General features: G+C 72.9%; 14 protein-coding genes and 3 pseudogenes. 8 read left to right on the plus strand and 9 right to left on the minus strand.

The genetic code is table 11. The features are described from left to right. Positions 1-7: 7 nt before the first annotated feature. Positions 8-1,873: a serine/threonine-protein kinase gene (locus ACGF5U_RS11150; RefSeq protein ID WP_392716090.1), complete on the minus strand. Its 1,866-nt coding sequence runs from the start codon at positions 1,871-1,873 to the stop codon at positions 8-10. A 314-nt stretch (positions 1,874-2,187) separates the two neighbouring features. On the opposite strand from ACGF5U_RS11150, the gene ACGF5U_RS11155 reads away from it, so the two are divergent. Beyond that, positions 2,188-3,246 (plus strand): alpha/beta hydrolase, encoded by a 1,059-nt coding sequence (locus ACGF5U_RS11155; RefSeq protein WP_392716092.1) that lies wholly within the window; start codon positions 2,188-2,190, stop codon positions 3,244-3,246. 33 nt (positions 3,247-3,279) lie between these two features. On the opposite strand, the gene ACGF5U_RS11160 is transcribed toward ACGF5U_RS11155, so the two are convergent. Beyond that, complete coding sequence (locus tag ACGF5U_RS11160) at positions 3,280-4,140, minus strand: menaquinone biosynthetic enzyme MqnA/MqnD family protein (protein ID WP_392716094.1); 861 nt, start codon at positions 4,138-4,140, stop codon at positions 3,280-3,282. Positions 4,141-4,436: 296 nt separating this feature from the next. Between ACGF5U_RS11160 and ACGF5U_RS11165 the strand changes: the two genes are divergently transcribed. The 5 genes from ACGF5U_RS11165 (at position 4,437) to ACGF5U_RS11185 (ending at position 8,780) form a co-directional block, all read left to right on the plus strand. Further along, positions 4,437-4,640 (plus strand): cold-shock protein, encoded by a 204-nt coding sequence (locus ACGF5U_RS11165; protein ID WP_003967102.1) that lies wholly within the window; start codon positions 4,437-4,439, stop codon positions 4,638-4,640. Positions 4,641-4,993: 353 nt separating this feature from the next. Continuing rightward, positions 4,994-5,890: a LysR family transcriptional regulator gene (locus ACGF5U_RS11170; RefSeq protein ID WP_392716096.1), complete on the plus strand. Its 897-nt coding sequence runs from the start codon at positions 4,994-4,996 to the stop codon at positions 5,888-5,890. 218 nt (positions 5,891-6,108) lie between these two features. Then, a complete protein-coding gene (locus ACGF5U_RS11175; protein WP_392716098.1) occupies positions 6,109-7,137 on the plus strand; it encodes an AraC family transcriptional regulator in 1,029 nt (342 codons plus the stop codon). An 82-nt stretch (positions 7,138-7,219) separates the two neighbouring features. Further along, positions 7,220-8,362, plus strand: coding sequence for a lipase family protein (locus ACGF5U_RS11180; protein ID WP_392716100.1), 1,143 nt, complete (start codon positions 7,220-7,222; stop codon positions 8,360-8,362). Positions 8,363-8,378: 16 nt separating this feature from the next. Continuing rightward, a complete protein-coding gene (locus ACGF5U_RS11185) occupies positions 8,379-8,780 on the plus strand; it encodes a DUF1992 domain-containing protein (RefSeq protein ID WP_392716102.1) in 402 nt (133 codons plus the stop codon). A 53-nt stretch (positions 8,781-8,833) separates the two neighbouring features. Here ACGF5U_RS11185 and ACGF5U_RS11190 read toward each other — a convergent pair whose 3' ends face one another. The 7 genes and pseudogenes from ACGF5U_RS11190 to ACGF5U_RS11220 form a co-directional block, all read right to left on the minus strand. Next, a complete protein-coding gene (locus ACGF5U_RS11190) occupies positions 8,834-9,976 on the minus strand; it encodes an isopenicillin N synthase family dioxygenase (RefSeq protein ID WP_392716104.1) in 1,143 nt (380 codons plus the stop codon). A 496-nt stretch (positions 9,977-10,472) separates the two neighbouring features. After that, the gene (locus ACGF5U_RS11195; protein ID WP_392716107.1) at positions 10,473-13,676 is read right to left on the minus strand and encodes an FG-GAP-like repeat-containing protein; all 3,204 of its coding nucleotides are present in this window, start codon (positions 13,674-13,676) and stop codon (positions 10,473-10,475) included. A gap of 859 nt (positions 13,677-14,535) precedes the next feature. Further along, entirely contained in the window at positions 14,536-15,867 is a 1,332-nt protein-coding gene (locus tag ACGF5U_RS11200; protein ID WP_392716109.1) for a hypothetical protein, read from the minus strand. A gap of 389 nt (positions 15,868-16,256) precedes the next feature. Then, complete coding sequence (locus ACGF5U_RS11205) at positions 16,257-16,547, minus strand: hypothetical protein (protein ID WP_392716111.1); 291 nt, start codon at positions 16,545-16,547, stop codon at positions 16,257-16,259. A 367-nt stretch (positions 16,548-16,914) separates the two neighbouring features. Further along, positions 16,915-17,130, minus strand: a pseudogene (locus tag ACGF5U_RS11210) (helix-turn-helix domain-containing protein); the annotation flags it as partial. A gap of 35 nt (positions 17,131-17,165) precedes the next feature. Next, on the minus strand, positions 17,166-17,504 hold the full coding sequence (locus ACGF5U_RS11215; protein ID WP_392716113.1) for a helix-turn-helix domain-containing protein: 339 nt from the start codon (positions 17,502-17,504) through the stop codon (positions 17,166-17,168). After that, positions 17,501-17,884 (minus strand): annotated as a pseudogene (locus tag ACGF5U_RS11220) (type II toxin-antitoxin system RelE/ParE family toxin). The gene ACGF5U_RS11215 and the pseudogene ACGF5U_RS11220 overlap by 4 nt, the downstream one beginning before the upstream one ends. Before the next feature lie 605 nt (positions 17,885-18,489). Here ACGF5U_RS11220 and ACGF5U_RS11225 point away from each other — a divergent pair. Both ACGF5U_RS11225 and ACGF5U_RS11230 read left to right on the plus strand, forming a co-directional pair. Next, a pseudogene (locus ACGF5U_RS11225) lies at positions 18,490-20,053 on the plus strand (replication initiator); the annotation flags it as partial. Positions 20,054-20,373: 320 nt separating this feature from the next. Continuing rightward, the gene (locus ACGF5U_RS11230) at positions 20,374-21,489 is read left to right on the plus strand and encodes a tyrosine-type recombinase/integrase (protein WP_392716115.1); all 1,116 of its coding nucleotides are present in this window, start codon (positions 20,374-20,376) and stop codon (positions 21,487-21,489) included. Positions 21,490-21,722 lie beyond the last annotated feature (233 nt).

Consider the following 21,722-nt stretch of genomic DNA (forward strand, 5'->3'; position numbering starts at 1 on the left):
CCGGCGGCTACCGCCGGCGGTCCAGGACGGCGTGCGGGTCGCCCGCCCTGGGCTCGTCGGAGGTGTACTCGAGCCGGTCGCCGCCCTTGAGGCGCAGCGTGACGGTGTGGACGCCGCTGGTGCACCGGCTGCCGGGCTTGCCGCTCGACTCGCCCTCGACGACCAGGGTGTCCCCGGTCGCCCTGGTGAGGGTGAGGTCGTCCTCGCAGGTGAAGTTGCCGAAGGCGTCGAACTGGTTGACCGTGCCGATCCGTTCGCCCGTTCCGCCGCCCTTGATGACGACGGTGAAGGTGCCCGCGGCGATCTCGCTGCCCGCGAAGTTCAGTTTGTACGGGCCCTTCCAGGTGCCGGTGAACTCCTCCGGCACGGAGGAGACGGGGGCGGCGTCGGCCGGGGAGGACGCACCGGTGCCGGGCTGCGGGCCGCCGGTGGCCCCGGCGCTCGCACTCGCGCTGGCACTCGCACTCGCACTGGCCGTCGGCGGCTTCGCCACGTTCTCGCCGGCGTCGCCCTCGTCCCCCGAGCGGGGCATCAGCTTGAACAGCAGGGCACCGCCCACGGTGACCGCCGCGAGAGCGCCCGCGACGGCGAGGACGACGGTGCAGCTCACCTTGCGGCCTCCGCCGGGCCCCGCCGGTTCGCTGGTCGCGCTCACCGAGACCGTGGCGGGCGGCGTACGCGGCGGGGGGACCGCGTCCATGGTCGGCAGGTGGGCGGCGCCGGACGGGTGGGCCGGGTACGGCGTGTGCGGCGCATGTGAGGGGTGTGACTCGTGTGACGGCGGCTGGTCCTGGGTCCCGGCGGGGGGCGGGCCGGGCGGCGGGGCCGGGGCCGGCGTGGCGGTCGGCGGTGGCGGCGGGGCCGGCGGGCCGAACCCCCGGGGCGCCGGGGCCTGGCCGACGGTGACCGCCGGGCTGCTGAACGGCACCGGGCCCGAGGCCGCCGGGCCCCCCGGCGGGTCCTGGGCCGGCTCCAGGTCCAGGAGCCGTACCGCGTCCCGGCTCACCTCCGCCACCAGGGCGCCCGGCAGCCAGCCGCCCGCCATGAGCGCCGCCGCGCCGCCGGGGGCCAGCGCGCGGGCCAGTTCGCCCGGCTCGGGGCGGGCGCCGGGGTCCTTGGCCAGGCACGCGGCGACGAGGTCGCGCAGCTCACCGGCGAGCGTGCCGCCCAGTTCCGGCTCCTCGTGCACGACCTTGTAGAGGAGCGAGGCCGACGAGTCGCCCGAGAACGGGGCCTCGCGGGTCGCCGCGTACGCCAGGACCGCGCCGAGCGAGAAGACGTCCGCCGCGCCCGTCACGGCCTGTCCGGCCCTGCCGAGTACCTGCTCGGGCGCCATGTAGCCGGGCGAGCCGACCGAGACGCCGGTGGAGGTGAGCGACGCGGTGCCGTCCGTGGCACGGGCGATGCCGAAGTCGATGAGCCGGGGCCCGTCGAGCGTGAGCAGCACGTTCGACGGCTTCACGTCCCGGTGGACGAGCCCGAGGGCGTGCACGGCGGCCAGCGCCTCCGCGAGTCCGGCGCCGAGCGCCCGTACCGCGTGCTCGGGCAGCGGTCCGTGCTCGGCGACCGCGCGGGCGAGCGGGGGCCCGGCCACGTATCCGGTGGCCACCCACGGCACGGCCGCCTCCGGGTCGGCGTCGAGTACGGGCGCGGTCCACTGGCCGCCGACCCGCCGCGCCGACGCCACCTCGCGGCGGAACCGCGCCCGGAACTCCTCGTCCAGCGCGAAGTGCGGGTGGACGACCTTGACGGCGACGGTGCGGCCGCCCTCGCTGCGGGCGAGGTAGACGCGGCCCATGCCGCCCGCGCCGAGCCTGCCGATCAGCCGGTACGGGCCGATGGCCCTCGGTTCGCCCTCTTCCAGCGGCTGCATGCGCTCGTGCCCCCGATTTCCGCGTTCGTCCCCGTGCCGGGCGTACCCGTCCGGGTCCTCCCCGTACCGGCCGTCGCCGTCCCCGTCGTAGCTGTCGCGCCCGTCGTGCCGTCGTGCCCGTCGTGCCCGTCGTAGCCGTCGTGCCCGTCGTAGCCGTCCCGGACAGCAGCGTAGAGGGCGGCGTGGAACGGATCACCGGGAATCCGCGGCGCGAAGGGGCCAACCCGGCGGCGCATTACGCCATCTATCAGGCCGTAATTCACCACACCCCCGCCCGCCTCGCACACAGTCCCCGAACATTCCGGAGTGCTCCCATGAAACATCCGCTCAAGGCACTCGTCGCCGCCCTCGCCCTCGGTTCCGTGGCTCTGGCCACGGGCTGTGCGGGAGAGCCGGTCTCCTTCGACACCCCGCGCGGCTCGGCCGCCACCGCCGCGTCGGGTGGCGGCGGGACGCCGGACGCGGGCAAGGGCGACGGCAAGGGCGGCCAGGCGGGCGAGGCGGCGGCGAAGACGCTCATGCCGACCGGCCCGAAGGCCGAGTTCACCACCCAGAACACCGTCGACGACGGCACGAAGATCGGCGTGACGACGCTGGCGGGCAAGAAGTCGGGCTTCACCGGCGACGTGTGGGTGTGGGCCCCGCCGCAGTACTTCGAACCGAAGTACGCCGACAGCGGCTTCCCCGTGCTCATCGCGCTGCCCGGCGGCAACGGCTACCCGAAGAACTACTGGATGGGCACCGACCTGAAGCTGCAGAGCAGCATCAGCAAGTGGTCCAAGGAGGGCAAGAGCCTTCCGTTCATCGTCGTCATGCCGGTCCTCAACCCCGATGACAAGTACTACTACGACGGCAGTGACATCCCCGGACGGCAGAAGATGGGCACCTGGATGACGGAGGACGTCCCCGACTTCGTCCGGGCGAACTTCCGCACGTTCGCATCCCGCGACGGCTGGGCGTTCATGGGTTCGTCGTCCGGCGCGTTCGTCGGGCTGAAGTCCGTACTGAAGCACCCGGACAAGTTCAAGGCGGTCATCGCGTCCGGTCCCGACACCGTGCCGGACTCGCCGCTGTGGGCGGGACACGAGGCGGAGAAGGCCGCCAACAACCCGGAGAAGCTGGCGCAGGCGCTGTCCGCACAGCCCGGCGGCCCGGACAAGGACGTCTACCTGGCGTTCCAGATCGGCACCAGGGAGTCCGGTCTGCAGAACCTCAGGTCGTTCATCAAGAACTACGGCAAGGGCCCGGTCAAGACACGGCTGGAGGTCATCCAGGACGGCGAGCACAACGCCAAGACGTATGTGAAGGGCATGGGGGACGGCTCGATCCAGTGGATCAGCCGGCACATGCAGGCCCCCATACCCTCCTCCTAGGGTCCCGCGGGCCGTACGCCGCGGTACGGCCCGCTACGAGGCGGCGGCGCCGAGCAGTTCGACCCGTACGTCGGCCGGAAAGCCGGTCGTCGGCCCGGTGCGGCGGGCGAACTCCCGCACGCCCGCGAGCTGCTCGGCGCCGAACCGGAAGTCCAGGGTCGTGAAGTACCGTTCCAGCAGGGCCGCGTCGAACGACTCCCAGCGGGCGGCCTGTTCGGCCACCTTGGTGACCTCCTCCAGCGACAGGTCGCGGGAGGCGAGGAACGCCTCGTGCACCTGGCGCACCATCTCCGGCTCCCGCGCCAGGTACTCCTCGCGCACGGCCCAGACGGCGAAGACGAACGGCAGGCCCGTCCACTCCTTCCACATCAGCCCCAGGTCGTGGACCTCAAGGCCGAGGCGCGGCGCGTCGTGCAGCGAGGCGCGCAGCGCGGCGTCCCCGATCAGTACGGCGGCGTCCGCCTCCTGCATCATCACGCCCAGGTCGGGCGGGCAGGTGTAGTAGTCGGGCGTCACCCCGTACCGCTCGGCCAGCAGCAGCTGGGCGAGCCGTACGGAGGTGCGGGAGGTGGAGCCGAGCGCGACCCGGGCGCCGTCCAGCCGCTCCAGCGGGCGCTGCGACACGATCACGCAGGACATGACGGGCCCGTCGCAGCCGACCGCGAGATCCGGGAAGGCGACGAGCCGGTCGGCGTGGCGCAGGTACTCGACGAGGGTGATGGGGCCCATGTCGAGGTCGCCGCGCACCAGCCGCTCGCTGAGCTTCTCCGGGGTGTCCTTGGTGAGCTCGAGGTCGAGGAGCGTCCCGGTGCGGGCCAGCCCCCAGTAGAGCGGGAGACAGTTCAGGAACTGGATGTGTCCGACGCGCGGCCGGGTCTGCCGAGATGTGTCCACATCGTGAGGCTAGACCCCGTCTCACCGACTGGACGCCGCCGGGGTCCGCGACCGGGGCCTTTCGGGTCCGGCCTTGGCCCCGGGCGCCTCTTGTCAAACATCCGGGTGACGTCTGGGTGACGTGATCTTTCCCTCTACCGCTGCGCACATCCTGCGTGCTAGGCTCGACGCAAGTTGCAGTTTGGTTTCCCTTGCAGTACAGAGCCTGCGGAGCATGTAACCCCGCAGGCTTTTGTAGTTTTCAGACTTGTTTGCAGGTTCTGGAGCAGGGCAACCCTTTGGCCCAAGGAGGGCTTATGGCTACCGGAACCGTCAAGTGGTTCAACGCTGAAAAGGGCTTCGGCTTCATCGCCCAGGACGGCGGCGGCCCGGATGTCTTCGTCCACTACTCCGCGATCAACGCGTCCGGGTTCCGCTCCCTCGAGGAGAACCAGGTCGTGAACTTCGACGTCACCCAGGGTCCGAAGGGCCCGCAGGCGGAGAACGTCACCCCGGCCTGATGAGCCTGGGTCGGCGATCGCGCACGACTTAGCAGTACCAAGGGGCCCTGTCCCGTACGCCCGTACGGAACAGGGCCCCTGCCTTTGCCGCCCCGCCCTTTTCTTTCGGTGGCGTTACCCGCTTCCGGCCTTTCGGATGATCCTGCGACGCGGCTTCCACCGATTCTTCGAAGGCGCCGCAGCGTTATTCCGGTACGGGACTTCTCCCCCGGCCGGAAGGCGGCCGGAACACCGCCGGAACACGGCCCGAACCCGCTCGCGGAACACGGCCGGAACACCGGCCGCAGGCCCGCCCTTTCAAGGATTCACCCGTTCGAGGGCCTTTTTTCAGCTTGATCGTTTAGTTTGGCCCCGTGACCCTCGATGATCTGCGTGTCTTCGTGGCCGTGTGCCGGGCGGGCAGCCTCAGCGCCGTCGCCCGGGACCTGTCGTGCACCCAGTCGGCGGTGAGCCAGCACGTGAAACGGCTGGAACGGGAGACCGGCGTCCTCCTGCTGGAACGCCATCCACGCGGCGTCGTACCCACCCGGGCCGGCCGGCTGCTCCAGGCCGCGGCGGCCGAGGGCATCGGCGGCCTCGACCTCGCCCTGCGCCACCTCGGCGAGATGGCGCGCGGCGAGAACGGCACCGTCCGGGTCACGACCGGCGCGACGGCCGTACGGAACCTCATGGCCGGAGCAGTGGTCGCGTTCCGCCGCCGGCACCCCGGGGCGAACCTGGAGTTCCGCACGCTGACGTCCAGCCGCGCCTGCTTCGACGCGCTGTCCGCGAGCGACCTCGACCTGGCCTGGGTCACCATCGGCACCCCCGTACGGGGCATCGAGCAGCGGCCGGTGATCGAGCTGCCCTGGGTCCTCGCCGTCCACGCCGACGACCCGCTCGCACGGCGGGAGCGGCTGGAGCCGGAGGACCTGGCCGCCATACGGCACATCCGGCTGCCCGAGCGGTCCGCGTCCCGCGCCCGGCTGGACGCCGCGCTCGCGGAGCTCGGCGTCCCCGTCGGCCCGGAGGCCGGTGTCGGCTGCTGGGACACGGCGGTCCTGCTCGCCGAGCTGGGCCTCGGCCACGCGATCGTCCCCGCCCTGCCCGGCTGGAGCGGCCCCGGCCACCCCGATCTCCGGCTCGTCCCGATACCGGCGCTGCCGCCGCTGGCGGTGGGCTGGGCGGTCCGCCGCTGGGCCGCGCTGCCGCCGCTGGCCAGGGCGTTCGCGGACACCGTCGCCCAGCACTGCGTGCCGCCCGCCGCCTGACGTCGATCAGCAGGCGCCGCCCCGCCACGAGCACCGCAAGCGTCCCGCCGGCGGACCCGCCACGAGCACCGGCGACGCGTCCCGCCGGACCGTCCCGGCCGCTCGCCGGGGAGCGGCCCCAGGTCCTCCTGGGGTTCCCCGCCCCTCCCCCAAGCCGCGCCTCGGGCAGGACGTCGCGCCCGCTGCGTCCGCCCGCCCCGGCCGCTACGGTCCCGGCCATGGCCGAGCGGACCATCACCGTGCACCACGCGCGCGCCCTGCTGCGGGGCGCGCGGCGGCACGGCCTCGATCCCGTGCCGCTGCTCCAGACGGCGGGCATCCCGCCGCTGCTGCTCGGCGACGACCGGGCCCGGGTCACCGAGGCGCAGTTCGCGTCGCTGTTCCGGGCGCTGTACCGGGCGACGGGCGACGAGTTCCTCGGTCTCGCCCCGGCACCCAGCAGGCCGGGCACGTTCGCGATGATGTGCCACGCGGCACTCGGCTGCCGTGACCTGGGCGCCGCCATCGAACGCGGCACCGCGTTCTACCGGCTGTTCCCCGGCGGCCCCGACCTGGCGCTGGAGCACGGCGCCTCCGGCACGGCGGGCTCCGGCGACGCGGTGTTCACCGTGCGCGGCCCGCTGGACCGGGTCGACGACGACCGGTTCCTCACCGAGTGCGTCCTCACCATCTGGCACCGGCTGTGCAGCTGGCTCGTCGGGCGCCGCATCCCGCTGCTCGCCGCCGCCTTCACCTATCCGCCGCCCCCGCACCGCGACGAGTACGGGCCCCTCTTCGGCTGCCCGGTGCGGTTCGCCGCCCCCGCGACAGAGGCCGTGTTCGCCGCCCACTGGCTGACGGCCCCGCTCGTCCGGGACGAGGACGACCTGGCCCGCATGCTGCGCCGTTCACCGTTCGAGCTGCTGAGCCGGCGGGCGTACGGCACGACCGTGGCCGAGCAGGTGCACGGCGCGCTCGCGCGGGCGCTGCGGTACTCCCCCCGGCTGCCCGCGCCGGACGAGGTGGCCGCGCGGCTGGCGGTCAGCCCGGCGACGCTGCGCCGCCGGCTCCAGCGGGAGGGCACCTCGTACCGTCGGCTGCGGGACGCGGTCCTGCGGGACGCCGCCATCGCGGGTCTCGTGGCGGGACGTGAGCCGATCGCGGTGCTGGCGGCGCGGCTGGGCTTCGCGGAGGACGCCTCGTTCCACCGGGCGTTCCGGCGGTGGACGGGGACGACCCCGGGTGCGTACCGGGGCCAGGAAAGTTGAGCGTTCCGGTCAGCTCTCCCGTACCCGCCCGTCACTACGGTCGCCCCACACCCCGCTCACCCCCGCGACCACAGGAGCCGCCATGCGCGTACGGACCCGACTGCTCGCCTGCCTCGCCGCACTCGCCCTGACGGCGATCGCCCCGCCGTCGGCCGGGGCCGGTACCGGCCGGCCGGGCGACCTGCTGACCACGGAACCCTCCTCCTTCCGCACCCTCCCCGGAGTGCCGACGGACACCCGTGCCTGGAAGATCCACTACCGGTCGACATCGGCGACCGGCGAGCCGAACGTCGTCTCCGGCACCGTCGTCGTCCCGCGCGACGGCGCCACCAGGCCACGCCCGTTGATCACGTACGCCGTCGGCACGGTCGGCCTGGGCGATCGCTGCGCCCCCAGCGCCGGGTTCCCGGACGGCACCACCATGGAGGCCAACCTGATCCTGCAGCTCCTCCGGCGCGGCTGGGCCGTCGTCGTCACCGACTACGAGGGCCTCGGCACCGCCGGCGAGCACACCTACACGGCCGGGCGGTCCGCCGGTCACGCCATGCTCGACGCCGCCCGCGCGGCGCTGCGCCTGCCGGACACGGGGCTCTCCGAACGGAGCCCGATCGGGGTCATGGGCTACTCGCAGGGCGGCCAGGCGGCGGGCTGGGCGGCCGAACTGCACTCCTCGTACGCCCCGGAGCTGGCGGTGAAGGGCACGGCGACCGGCGGGGTCCCGGCCGAACTCGCGAAGCTGGCCCCGGTCCACGACGGCTCGTACGGCTCGGGGCTGCTCTTCATGGCGGCGGCCGGGCAGGACGCGGCGTACCCGGAGCTGAGGCTCGACTCGTACCTCAACACGTCGGGCAGGGCGCTCGTCTCCTTCCTCCGCGAGAACTGCGTGGCCCTCGACTCGACGGTCGGGTCGTTCAAGCGGATCTCCGACATGACCGTACGGAACCCGCTGGACACGGCCGAGTGGCAGCGCCGCCTCCACGAGTCCGACCTCGGCGCCGCGGCGCCCGCCCGGCCGGTGTACCTGTACCACGCGCTCGCCGACGAGCTGATCCCGTACGCCCAGGGGACCGGGCTCCGGTCGCGGTGGTGCGCGCGGGGCGGCGACGTCACCTGGCGGACGATCACGGTCGGCGAGCATGTGTCCGGGGTGATCAGCGAGGCCCCGAGGGCGGCCGACTGGCTGGCGGACCGCTTCGCCGGCGCACCGACGAACAGCGGCTGCTGACCGTACGATCGGAGGCATGACCGAACGGAAACCGCCGGGAGTCGACTTCGAGTCATGGGTGGACAGGCAGATCCGCGAGGCGACGGAGCGCGGTGACTTCGACCGTCTGTCGGGTCTCGGCAAGCCGCTGCCCGACGACACCGCCCCGTACGACGAACTGTGGTGGGTCAAGGGCAAGATGCACCGCGAGGGCCTGTCCGCCCTGCCGCCCGCCCTCGCCCTCCGCAAGGAGGCCGAGGACGCGCTGAAGGCGATCGGCGAGGCGGCGACCGAGGCGCGGGTCCGCCGTCTCGTCGCCGACATCAACGAGAAGATCGCCGAAGCGATCCGCCGGCCGCCGCCGGGCCCGCCGCTCAACCTCTCCCTGTTCGACGTGGAGGAGCTGGTCCGCGACTGGCGGGCGGCGCGTTCCGGCTGACGCCGGGTACGGGCCGCCGAATCCGCCGCCCGGTCGGGTCAGGCCCGGTCGGGTCAGGCCCGGTCGGGCGGCGTCGTGTGACCGGTCGTGTGACCGGGGTGGGGACCGGTCGTGTGACGGGGGTGGGGACCGGTCGTGTGACGGGTCGTGGGACCCGCCGGGGCGACGAGGCGCGGGTGGTGGCGCCGGGCAACCTCGGGATGGGCGCGCACCCAGCCCTTGAGTTCGTTGCGCCCGTACTCCGCGTGCAGCGGGTTGGCGCGGTCCTCGGCGATACCGGGGGCGTGCTCCAGGTAGGCGCCCGGAACCGTCTCGATGACCGCGTCCAGCCGGGGGTTGTAGAAGAACGGCACGGAGAACCGCTCCACCGCCCCGGGCGGGCTGACGACCCGGTGGTCCGTCGCCGACAGGTACCCGGCGGTGGCGATCTCCAGCAGCTCGCCCAGGTTGACGACGAAGGCGCCGGGCAGCGGCGGCACATCCAGATAGCCGTCGCCGTACCGGACCTGCAGGCCGCCCACCTCGTCCTGGAGGAGCAGCGTGAGGAAGCCGTAGTCCTTGTGCGCGCCGACGCCCTGGTCCGCGCCCGACGGGGCCGAGCCGGGGTAGCGGATCAGCTTGGTGTGCAGGTGGGGGCGGTCGGCGAAGGCCCCGTCGAAGAAGTCGGCCGGCGCGCCCAGCGCGGTGAGCAGCTCGCGCAGCAGCCGGTGGGCCACCGCCGCCAGCCGGTCCTGCCAGGCCAGCACGGCGGTACGGAGCTCCGGCAGCGCGTCGGGCCACTGGTTGGGCCCCTCCAGCCAGAGGTACGCCGGGTCGTTTGGGCCCACGGCGACGGCCGGCCGTTCGGCGCCGACGTCCAGCTGGTCCCGCCAGTCGGACCGGCCGGCGGTGAGCTCGTGGCCGACGCGGGTGTAGCCGCGGAAGTGCGGCGAGTTCAGGTTGCTCAAGGCCACCCTGTCGGCCTCGGGCAGGGCGAAGAACGCCCTGGTCAGCTCCATGATGCGGGCGATCTCCGCAGGGCTGACGCCATGGCCGGTGAGATGGAGGAACCCGACGTCGCGGGCCGCCGCGTGCAGGTCGCGGTGGAACGCGTCCCGGGTCCCGGGGTCCGGGTCGTCCGCCGCGGACAGGTCGATGACGGGCAGCGAGCGGGCGGTGGCGACAGGTCCGTCGGGCAGGACAGGCATGGCAGACATGGCCGGCATGGTGGCCTTCCGTTTCGTGTGTGACGAGGCCCTGTTTCCCGGAGGTGGCGGGATCGCGGCGTACGGAAAGCCGCCGGCGGGAGTGTGCCGGAGGGCGAGCGTCCGCGACAGGACCGAGGGAGGAGCGGGGAAAGGAGGTTCAGCCCTGGCACAGACAGCTCATGGTCGTGACGCGCACGTAGTCCACGTGTCGGCGCATCACGAGAAGAGTCACCCGTTGAGCGTAACGCGCCGACGCGCCGGACGCGCGGAGATCCTCGCCACAGCGGTACGCCTCCCGTACGGCGTCCGAAAGCCGGCGCCCCGGCCCGCCGCGACCGGGCGCCGCGCTGACGCGCGGGACGACGGGCGGGACGACGCGGGACGACGGGCGGGACGACGCGACGGCGGCCGGGCACCTGGTGCCCGGCCGCCGGAACCGCGGTCTCGCCTCCGCGTCAGACGAGCGCGGCGTACCGCCCCCGCGCCCCGCGCCCCGCCCCTCCCGTCAGAAGAGCCGGTAGTTCTGCCAGCCCGTGCCGATCTGGGCCGTGGGTCCGAAGGATCCGTTGCCGCGGCCGTCGTTGCGGTAGAGGTAGCCGGCCGTGTGGCGGGAGATCAGGTCCGCCCTGCCGTCGCCGGTGACGTCGCCGACGCCGACGAAGGTGTTGCGGCCGTTGCCCCAGTTGTTGCCGAAGACGAGGACGCGCGGCTTCAGCGTGCCCGTCGCCGTGCCGTCGTACCGCCACAGGGAGTTGGCGCCGTCCACGGCGAGGACATCACCGTGGCCGTCGCCGTCGAGGTCGCCGGCGCCGAAGACGGCACGGTACGACTTCCAGTTGGCGGCGACGCGGCCGACGGTCTTCAGCGCGCCCGCGCCGTTGTCCGCGTACAGGTACATGTCGCCGGTGGACGCCTGGCGGGCCAGCAGGTCGGCGCGGCCGTCACCGGTCAGGTCACCGGGCGAGGTGAGCACGTCGAACTGCCCGTACACCGTGCCCAGCGACCGGTACGGCGACGTCGGCGTCAGCGGCCCGCCGCAGCCGGGGCGGTACGAGCGGAGTTCGCCGGAGGGCATCCGCACCAGGACGTCGTTGCACCGGTCGCCGTCCGTGTCCCCGAACGGGACGAACACGGTGGAGGTGGACCAGCCGGAGCCGGTCACGAAACCGGAGAACCCGCCCGCGCCGGTGCCGTACCGGATCGCCAGCACACCGGACGGGTTCAGCGTCAGCAGGTCGGAGCGCCCGTCCGCGTTGTGGTCGCGGCGGGCCACGGAACCGCCGGTCACCCGCACCGGCGACGGCACGACGAGGTCCGGGCCCCGGCCGTCGGCGGCCTTGGCCGTCAGGACGAGGCGGTACGAGCCGTCAAGGACCGGGTCGCCGTGCGCGTCCTTCCCGTCCCACGACGCCGTGAGGACACCGCGTGCCTCGCCGCCCTGGAGTGTGCGGACCGTGACACCCGAGTCGGCGCGCTGGACCGCGATACGCCAGGACGCGGCCGGCTTGGACAGCCACCAGGTGCCGTGCCAGGAGGCCCCTTCGGTGCCGAGGTCGAGCGTGGCCGCGGCGGGCCTGCTGTCGATCACCGACAGGTCGGACGCGGGTACCCCGGTGGGCACGACACGGACCAGGTTGTCGTCGCCGACGTAGGCGACGTGCCCGCCGAAGCGGTCGACGGTCCAGGCCGTCCGCGCCCGCGTGTGCCGGCCGAGCTGCGCCGCGCTGACGAGGTCCGCGCGCGGCAGGTCGGTGTGCGCGCCGCTGGCCGGGAGACCGGCGTGCAGGTCGTACAGGGTCAGGCCGCTCTGCTCGCCGCCCTGGACGAGGTAGCCGTCGCCCAGCAGCGTGTTGCCGCCGGTGGGAGCGGTCACCGTACGGCCGGTGACCCGGTCGTACACGCCCGCGCCGCGATCCCGGAAGTAGTCGAAGCACCGCCAGTACACCCAGCGTCCGACGGCCTGCAGTTCGTTCGGCGTGCAGCCGTTGCGGGTCGTGAACGACGCCTGCCGTGTCCCGGTCGGCAGGGTCGTGGCGACGACCTCGCCGCCCGTCGCGCCGGCGCTCCACAGCGTGGCACCCCACACGGCGGACGCCACCCGTGACCGCCTGGTGAGCACGGTGCTGCCGGGGGTGCCGTCGCGGAACTCGGTGATGTACTGCTGCCCCGAACTGGCCCCGTCGACGACGCCGTACCGACCGGAGAGGTCGGCCAGCTCGGGGCTGCTGTCACCGGTGTCGAGCCGCGGCCCCCACGCCGTGGCGCCGTTCTCGCGCAGCACGGTGTCACCGGCCTCGGTGGCCTGCTCCCGCCCGTGGTGGCCGTCGCCGCTCGCCCACATGGTGACGCAGCGCTCGTCGAGGTCGGTGCATCCGCTGTCGCGTCCGGAGACGAGCCCGTCGGCGGTCGACCGGAGCGCGGTGGGCGCGCCCGTGGTGGACAGCCAGGTGCTCCGGTACCCGCCGAGGTAGGTGTGCGGCTGGAAGGTCGTGCCCGAGTCGGCGGTCGTCAGGATGCCGCTGCCGAGGGACAGGCCGTAGACGTGGGCGGGCATCGGCTGGACCGTGGCGACGCGCTGCCGGGTCAGGCTGCCGTCGGCGGCCGGTGAGAACCGGTAGAAGGCCCAGTCCGTCTCGCCCTGGTGGGGGGCCTTCTCGGCGCCCGCCACGACGACGGAGCCGTCCGGCGCGACGGCGAGGTCGGCGCGCGCGGAGTCCAGGAGCTGGCGGGTGCCCTCGGTCGCCGTCGGCCGGACGAGCGGGCCGCCGCGGTAGTCGTTGTTGCCGGTTTCCGTCCCGTACGCGAGGAGCAGCGACATCCCCACCGGGGCGACCCCGGAGCCGTCCCCGGTCCCGGCGTACGTGCGCAGTACGGCCCCGGACGGGTCCTTCCGGTCGAGCACGTCCATCGCGTACCGCCCCGGCCGCTGCCGCAGCAGCGTGTCCTTGCCGAGCCGGAAACCCTGGACCTCCCAGGGGTTCTCCGGGTCCGGCCGGTCGGGCAGCGCGGACGCGGCGGCGGTCGCCAGGTCGACCATCACCCAGCGGTCCAGGGTGTCCGGCGCGTTCTCGTCGCCGTTGCGGTAGCGCAGGATGACGGCCCCGCTGTCGCCGTCGTCGGCGTAGCGCGACGGGACGGCACCGGCGGGCAGGCCGGTGATCTCACGGTCCTCGACCGTCCCGGACACCATGCGCAGCAGGTGGTGGCCGGTGACCTCGCCGTCCGCCATCGTGGCCGTGAGGACGGTGGTGCCGAAGGTGCCGGAGTACACCTGGCCCGCGGGGATCGGGATCACGACCGTGTCACCGGTGGCGCCCGCGCCCTGCCGCAGGGTCACGTGCGGCGTCGGCGACGCGGCGTACACGGCGACCGTGTCCGAACCGGCGCCGAAGTAGCCCGCGACGTCGGCCGCGTTGACGGTGAAGCGCGCGTTGAACACGTCGTACGCGAGCTTCCGCGGCAGCCGGGTGGCGAGGGCGGTGGTGGCGCCCGTCGCGTACTCGGTCCACAGCAGCCGGTCGTCGTCCTCCCGCGCGTACAGGAAGCCGGTCTCACCGGCGTTCAGGATCTGGGTGGCGCGCGGGACGAAGCGCGGCGACGGCGGCGCGACGACGGACCCGGCCGGGCCGTCCACGGCCTCGGCGGCGGTCGCGGCCGGTGCCGTCAGGCCGCCCGAGGCCACGACGCCCGCGAGCACGGCCAGCGCCACAGCGGACCGTCCGGCACCACCCGGGCGCGCGCGGAACGACCGAGTCCGAGCGTGGAGTGAGCGAGTCAAAGAAGAAGTCCCCTCCCGGCGGGGGCGGCGCCGCTGCCGACGGCGTGCGCCGACGGGCGTCCGTACCGCCGGGGGCAGCCACACCCCAGACAAGTGAGCCGGATCGTAACAGCGGCCCCACCCCGGCCTGCCAGCGGGTTCTCCCGCGTGCCAGCCCTCCCGGCGGGCATACCGCACCCGGTACCGCACATGGGTCACCCCCCCCCCGCCGCTCGACCGGGGACACGAGCCCCTCAAGCCCCACGGGCGCGTTCTTGGGGCCCGCGAGGAACGGGCGTCCCGCCGCCACCGTGTCGGCCCAGGGGGTCCCCAGGGGGTCACGATGATGTCCGGGTGCCGCGTCCCCCGCCCGCGCTCGTCATCACCGCCCGCGCTCGTCCGCCACGTCGGGCCGCTGGCGCGGGCGGGGAACTCGTCCACCACGTCGGGCCCCTGGTGCGGGCGGGGAACTCGTCCGCCACGTCGGGCCGCTGGCGCGGGCGGGGAGCTCGTCCGCCACGTCAGGCCCCTGGTGCGGACGGGGAACTCGTCCGCCACGTCAGGCCCCTGGTGCGGACGGGGAACTCGTCCGCCACGTCAGGCCCCTGGTGCGGGCGCGGAACTCGTCCGCCACGTCGGGCCCCTGGTGCGGACGGGGAGCTCGTCCGGCATGACCGCTCAAGACGGCGGCTGATCTGCGCGGCGGTCAGCTCACGGTCCCGGAGGGGCCTCCGGGACCGTGGACGAACCGCCTCCCCGGTGATCTCCAGCTGGCCGGGAGCTGTCGCGCATCGCCCGGTAGAGGAAGGCTTCACGCTGTGCGTCGTCCAGGGCGACGGTCAGGGCGACGGTCAGGGCGCTCGCTGTCCGTGCCACGCGGCGGGCGGGAGTCATCCCCATCATGCTGGGCGGGCCCCGATCGGGTGACGGGACGGCAGTCGCGGCATCTGCCGGGCTCCGGCGCGCGGAAGGCACGTTCACATCCGTCGCAGGTCTGGAACGGATCAGGCCGTACGGGACCGGGCGGCGCGGCGGGCAGGGGCGGCGGGAGCAGCGCGGTGAGCCGGTGGGCGAGCAGCCCCGCCGGGTGGCTGACCTCGTCGGGGAGGCTCGCGGTCAGGGTGCGGTGTACGGCGTCGGGCGCGGCGCCCCGCTCCAGCCAGGCGGCCACGGCGGGGGCCAGCCGCTGGACGTCGCCCTCCCCGAGCAGCAGCCCGGGGTGGTCGCGCCGCAGCCCCGCGAGGAGCCCGGCGGCGACGACACGGCGCCCGGGGTCATCGGTACGCGGCGCGGGCAGGGACCGGGCGGCCCGGGACGACGCGGATGGGGACGGCACGGACTGGGACGACGCGGAGTGGGGCGGCGCGGAGTGGGGCGGCGCGGAGTGGGGCGGCGCGGGCGGGGGCGGCGGGGCCGACGGGGGCTGCGGGGCCGACGGGGGCTGCGATGCGGGCTGGGGCGACGGGGGCGGGGGCGGCGACGCGGGCCGTGGCGGCGCGGCCGAGGGCTGCGGCTGCGGCTGCGGCTGCGGCTGCGGCTGCGGCTGCGGCTGCGGCTGCGGCTGCGGGGCCAGCGGGGGCTGCGGGGGCTGCGATACGGACTGGGGCGACGGCGGCGGCGGGGGCGGCACGGATTGGGGCGGCGACGCGGGCGGGGACGGCGCGGGCGAGGGCTGCGGCTGCGGCTGCGGCTGCGTGATGGCCTGCTCGGGGCGGGGTGTGTCGGGCCGGTCGCGCCGACCGGGCGGGCGCCGGACCGCCGGCCCGGAATCCGGTGTGGCACCCGGCTGGTTGAAGGACACGGTCCGGGTGACGATCCGCCCGTTCGACAGCCGCTCCCTGGCCCGCTCCAGATACCCGGCGCTCTCCAGCTCGCGCAGGGCGGCGGCGATGCGCGCCTCGCTCTCGGGGAAGCGGGCGGCCAGGCACTTGACGCCGATCCGCGCCCCGGTGGGCAGCGACTGGATGTGCACGGCGAGCCCGATCGCGACGAGCGTCAGCGACCGGTGCTGAGCGAGGTGGTTGCCGACGACGGTGAACCGGCTGGTGTGCCGCCGGTTGACGTGAACGACACCGGATCGGGCGGTAGATCCGGCAACGGGAGCGGAGGCGCAGGAGGGCACGCTAAGGTGCTGAACAGCCATCGGGAAGCCCTTACTTCCTCGGTGGTCAGGCCCTCGATCGGGATTGCGAGTCCCGGCCGGGGGCCGTCGCGTGTCTGGGGTTGTCGCGGCGAGCATATGCCAGCGAACCCCACCCGAAACCACCCCAGTTGCCGCATTCCACTCGTGTGAGTGACGGGAGGCAGGGAGGGGTGGGGAGGGGTACTTCCCTGGTCCTCACAAGGGGTTACGTCACACCGCACCGAGTCGCGGCAGCCCACGACCCGGCCCCGACCTCCACCCACCGACCGGGTCCGCACGGCACCGCCGCCTACCGCCACGTCTCCGACGTGCACAGCACGCGCCGCCTTCCGCGTACTTACGGCCGCCTGGCCATCCTCGATGGTTCCCCCGCCCGCGCCGGCGAGAACTCAGGACCTGAGCAGCACCGCGACCTGCGCCACGAGCCCAGCCAGCGACAGGAGAAAGGTCACCGCACCAGTGATGCGCAACGTACGTGTCGTCGCTGATCCGATATGCCCGAACATCACTGCGGAGGTGAAAGCTAGAAGCCAGTCGGCAGCACCACGGAAGTTCCCTGCCAGCACCAACCCGACCCCTCCGCCCATCAGCAAGAAAGGGATGGATTGCAGAGCATCATCCGAGGTGACACGCTGACTGGCGATCACGAAAAGAAGCCCGCCATACGCCATTCCAGGCACCGACCTTTCATTATCTGACGCTCACATGAAACGCGACTCCTCGATCGAGAAGACCGCCGCCAAGCCTCCAAAGGAGCCCCCAGCCCCGCCCCTGGATGCCTGCGTACCCGCGGACCACCCCGCCACCCGCGCACAAGCCCGTCGGCCAGTGGCATGCACTACGAGGCCCACAGACCATGTTTGAGCGGGGGTGCGGCCACCGGAGGTGGTCCGCAGGTTATGGCTGTCGCGGAAGCCGGTGTACGCCTGGCATTCTGCCTGGCGCGAGAGTCAACGCCATCTGTCACCCCAGCCTTTCACTGTCAGCGTCACTACTGCTGCCAGTGGTCTACACCGCCTGGGGAATTCCAGGAACTCCGAATGCTTGTCAAGCGGCTTTGTCGTGCGGGGTGAGGCTGATGGTCAGGTCGGCGCCGAGAGCCTGAGCCAGGCGGCGCAGGAGGGGAAGCGTGGGCACGGTCCCGCCGCCTTCGAAGCGGGAGATCTGCGGCTGCTTCATCCCGCACCGCTCGGCCAGCTCGGCCTGGGACAGCCCGAGCTCGATGCGCCGGTTGTGGACGAGTTGCCCGAGCTCACGGGCGAGCGCGGAAGGCGGGTCCTGCATGGTTCCTCCCCGCCTCAGGCCGCCGGGGCGACGATGGTGACGGTGGGCTCGTCTCCGCCGGCGAGGTGCACGTCCACCGTGAGGTCCAGTGCGCGGGCCAGACGCATGATGACCGCGATGGACGGCAGCTCGGTGGCCGTCTCGATGCCCTCGATGTCATCGACGTCGACGTGCATGCGCTCGGCGAGGTCGGCCTCGCTCAGGCCCAGCTGCTTACGCCGGTTGTAGACGGCTTTGCCCAACGTCATGGCGAGGCCGGCCTCTTCGTAGACCTGGTCGTACTCGGGGTCAGCGTCCAGGTGTTCGCCCAGCAGCTGGCGGTGGCGACGGGTCCTCCATTCGCTGTGGTTCATCGGTTCTCCTTGAGGTTGCGGCTGTAGAGGTCGTGCTCGGCGGCGGCTTCATGCTCTGCCTCGCACAATCGCTGTGCGGCGTGGGCGCGGTCCACTTCGGCCTGCTCGCGCATCTTGGTCTTGCGGAACACGGTGAGCAGCACGACACGTCGGCCGGGCGCCAGCCAGTAGGTGATCCGCTGATGGGCATCGCCGAGGCGGAAGCGCAGCTCGCGGAGCTTGCCACCCAGATGGCGGGAGTGCGGTTCGTCGAGCGTGGTGGGCTGCTAGGCGAGCAGGTCGGCGATGCGTTCGGCCTGCTTGTAGTGATGGGCGGGAATGTTCTCCAGCCACAGCCGCACCTCCGGCTCGATCTCGATCGAGTACCGCCCGCTGTCCATAGCGCCGATGATATATGGCACGGGGTACGAGAGCGCGACTTCGTAGTTCAGGTCGTGTGCCGTTGCCCCGATCGCAGCCACTCCGGCGTCGCACGGCCCAATGGTCCCCCTCATCCTGATGCGGCGGCGGTGCCGCAAACCAGCGGCAACCGGCCGGGGCGGCGCCGGGTCGGCTTCTTCCGGCGGGATCGGGCCCGAGCGGGAGAGGCAGCGTACGGCCGGGCTGATGCGTCGCCCAGTCTGGCGGCGCGGGGACCGGGTCGGGCGGGGTCGGTCTGCCACGGGCGGCCGGGAACTCACTCCCCGCCGGAGGCGACGCCGGCCGCCGCCCTCGGTGAGCCCGGCGAGTGATCTTGAGGGTCGGCCCCTGGTCGGCCCTTGCCTGCGATCCGGCCGTAGGACGGTCGTAGGCGATAGCTTGCTGTGCGACGTGAGGCCGCACGCTGAGAAGTGGGGTCAGTCTCGTGGAGAGATTCAGACAACTGGTCCGGTGGCCGCGCCCGACTTCGAGGCGCCCCGTTCCCCTGTGAGCCGATCACTTCGGCCTGCCCATGCCGCCCCGCTCCGTACCGGTTCCGCGCTCCCGCCGAAAGGCCCCTTCCCGCATGCCCGCACAGCTCCATCTCCCGTACCCCGCAACCCATCCAGCCGTCTCGCGTCCGTCGCCGGCGTACACGACGCCGACCGGCACCGTCCCGGCGGACGTCACCGCCTCGACGGCAGGGCGCTCAACGCTGGAGCGCCACGGCAGGCTCACCGCCAGGCTGGCGAAGCTCGCCGCCACCGGCCACCTCGCGCCCCTCGCACGGCAGATAACCGGACTCGGCGGCTGCGCGCACCCAATCCGCCTCACCGGACACCGAACCCGTCTGGACAGCGCGACCGGCGAAAACCTCGACCACTTCGACTCCAGCCGACTCCCGGCGGGCGAACTGCTGGTCCGATGCGGCAACCGCCGCGCCACCCGCTGCCCCGCCTGCTCCACCGTCTACCGATACGACACCTAACAGCTCATCGCCGCCGGACTTCGCGGCGGCAAGACCGTCCCCACCAGCGTTGCTGCTCATCCACGCGTGTTCGCCACCCTCACCGCGCCCGGCTTCGGCCCCGTCCACAACCAGCCCGACACCGGCCGCTGCCACTGCGGCCACACCCACCCCGACAACGATCCGCTTCTCGGCACCCCGCTCAATCCAGACCGCTACGACTACGCGGGCGCGGTCCTGTGGAACGCGCACGCCCCGGCCCTGTGGGCCCGCTTCACCACCCACCTACGCCGCGAGATCGCCAAAGCCGCCGGACTCACCCAGCGCACCCTGCGCCACCACGCCACCCTCTCCTACGCCAAGGTCGCCGAGTATCAGAAACGCGGCCAGGTCCACTTCCACGCCGTCATCCGCCTCGACGGGCCCAAAGGCCCTGGCAGCACACCGCCCGCCTGGGCCACCACCCAACTCCTCGACCACGCCGTTCGTGCCGCTGCCACACGCACCCGCGTCCCGCACGAAGGCCAGCCGCGACAGCCTGCCAAGAACGCACCGCGACCTCAGGACGCTGATCGAGAACGGCGGTTGAAGTTCCGGTTCGGGCGGCAGATCGACGTCCGGCCGATCCGCAGCACCGATTTCACCAGCGACGCACCGGTCACCGACCGGCACATCGCCAAGTACGCCACCAAGGCGCCGAGACCACCACCGGCACCCTCGACCGCCGCCTCCGGCTCCTCGCCGAACTCGCCCAGTACGACATCACCAACCACGCCCGCCGCATAATCCACACCGCCTGGCACCTCGCCACCCGCCCCGAGCACGCCCACCTCCGCCTGCGGCACTGGGCCCACATGCTCGGCTTCGAGGCCACTTCTCCACCCGCACCCGCCACTACTCCACCACCCTCACCCACCTCCGCGCCGAACGCACCGCCTGGCGCACCCCCCAAGCTGACGCCGCTGCTCCGGCCCCCGTCGGCTTGTGCGTCGAGCGAACGGCCGCCGACAGCAACCTGCCCACCGCCGGGCAGCCGGTCACTGACCGGCATGGTGACCGTGATGACCGCAGTGACCTGACCGCCGGTCACCGAGCTGGTCACTGTGCCGACACGGCCGGTCAGCGCGGCAACGCGGACACGACCCTCGTCATCTCGCGCTGGCAATACGCCGGAACCGGCCTCCTGCCCGAACTCACCCACCTCGCGAACCTCCTGGAAGCCAAGCGGCCTGCTCGGCCCGACGGACGTCGACCAGACGGCCCCGGTCACTCCGGACTCCGGCCGTCCGGCGCTGACCCGACGGAAGCCGTCGCGTGTCCGCCGGCACCGAACTCCTCACCGTCCCCCAGGTCATGGCCCGCCTCCAGCTCGGCCGCTCCGCCGTCTACGACCTGCTCCGCACCCGCCAGCTCGCCTCGATCACCCTCGGCCCGCGCCGGCCGCATCCCCGCCCACGCGCTCACCGACTTCATCCGCACCCGCCTCGAACAGGACGCCGCCTAATGACCACACCCCGAGACAACCCCGCCTCCCGCCGCGTGCGCGCCAACGGCGACGGGACCGTCTACCAGCGCAAGGATGGCCGCTGGGAAGCCGCCGGATACGTCCTCGCCCCCGGCAACACCCGCAGGCGCATCCGCGTCTACGGCACCACCCGCCAGGACGCCCTGGCCAAGTTCACCGCCAAGGACGTCCGCACCTGGCTCAACCAGCTCCGCACCACCTGCCAGTGCTGCACGCGCGGCATCGACGCCCGGCGCGACCAGCCCCGCTGCTGCGCCGCCGGTCAGTGCTGCCGCAAGCTGCTCTCCCCGCTGACGCTCACCTACATCCACTCCGTCCTCAAGTCCGCCCTGGAGCACGCCGTGCGTGAGGAAGAGATCCCGCGCAACGTCGCCCGCAACGTCCGCACCGGCACCCTACGGCCCCGACGCTTCGAACCCCTCACCGCCAACGAAGCCCGCCGACTCCTCATCACCGCCCAAAACCACCGGCTGTACGCCCTGTTTGAACTCGCCCTCCATACCGGACTCCGCAAGGGCGAACTCCTCGGCCTGCACTGGACAGACCTCGACCTCGACGCAGGCACCGCCGCCATCCGCCGCACCCTTCAGCGCACCGCCGCAGGCGGGCTCACCACGCTGCCTACCAAGACACGGGCCTCCGAGCGCCGCATCGCCCTTCCCACCCGCTGCGTCCAGTCGCTGAAGCTCCACCACGAGCAGCAGCAGCGCGAGCGTGAGGACGCGGGCACGACGTGGCTGCACGACAGGCACGTGTTCACCACTGAGCAGGGCAGACCGATCGACCCGACCAACCTCACCTGCGCCTTCATCACGCTCCTCCGCAAGGCCGGCCTCCGCCGCATCCGGTTTCACGACCTCCGGCACTCGACCGCGACCTTGCTCCTGGAGCAGGACGTCGAACTCGTCGTGATCAAGGAACTCCTCGGGCACGCCCACATCGGCGTCACCGCCACCGTCTACGCCCACGTCCGACTCCGCCTTCAGCGCGACGCCATCGACGCCCTCGGCACCGCGCTCGACAGCCCGGAGACCACCGAGTCGGTCAACGGCGACGGCGATGAACCACCATCCTGCGCCGCCTTCGTCCGCTGACGTTGCCGTCAACTACTGCCGTCAAGAACCTCTGGAGCCCCACCAGTCGCACCCGGCGGGGCTCCAGATTTGCTATCACGACCAGGCGAAACCGATGCAGCTTGCTCGGGCAGACCTACGCTTCACCCGCTTACCCGTCGGCAATCCGACGAACCTGACGGAAGTGGTTCGGCTGGCATTATCTCCCTCCGGTAGCACGCTACTTCTTCGAGATCATCGAGATCCCACCCGAC

Source organism: Streptomyces sp. NPDC047886 (assembly GCF_043204435.1).
GTDB lineage: Bacteria > Actinomycetota > Actinomycetes > Streptomycetales > Streptomycetaceae > Streptomyces.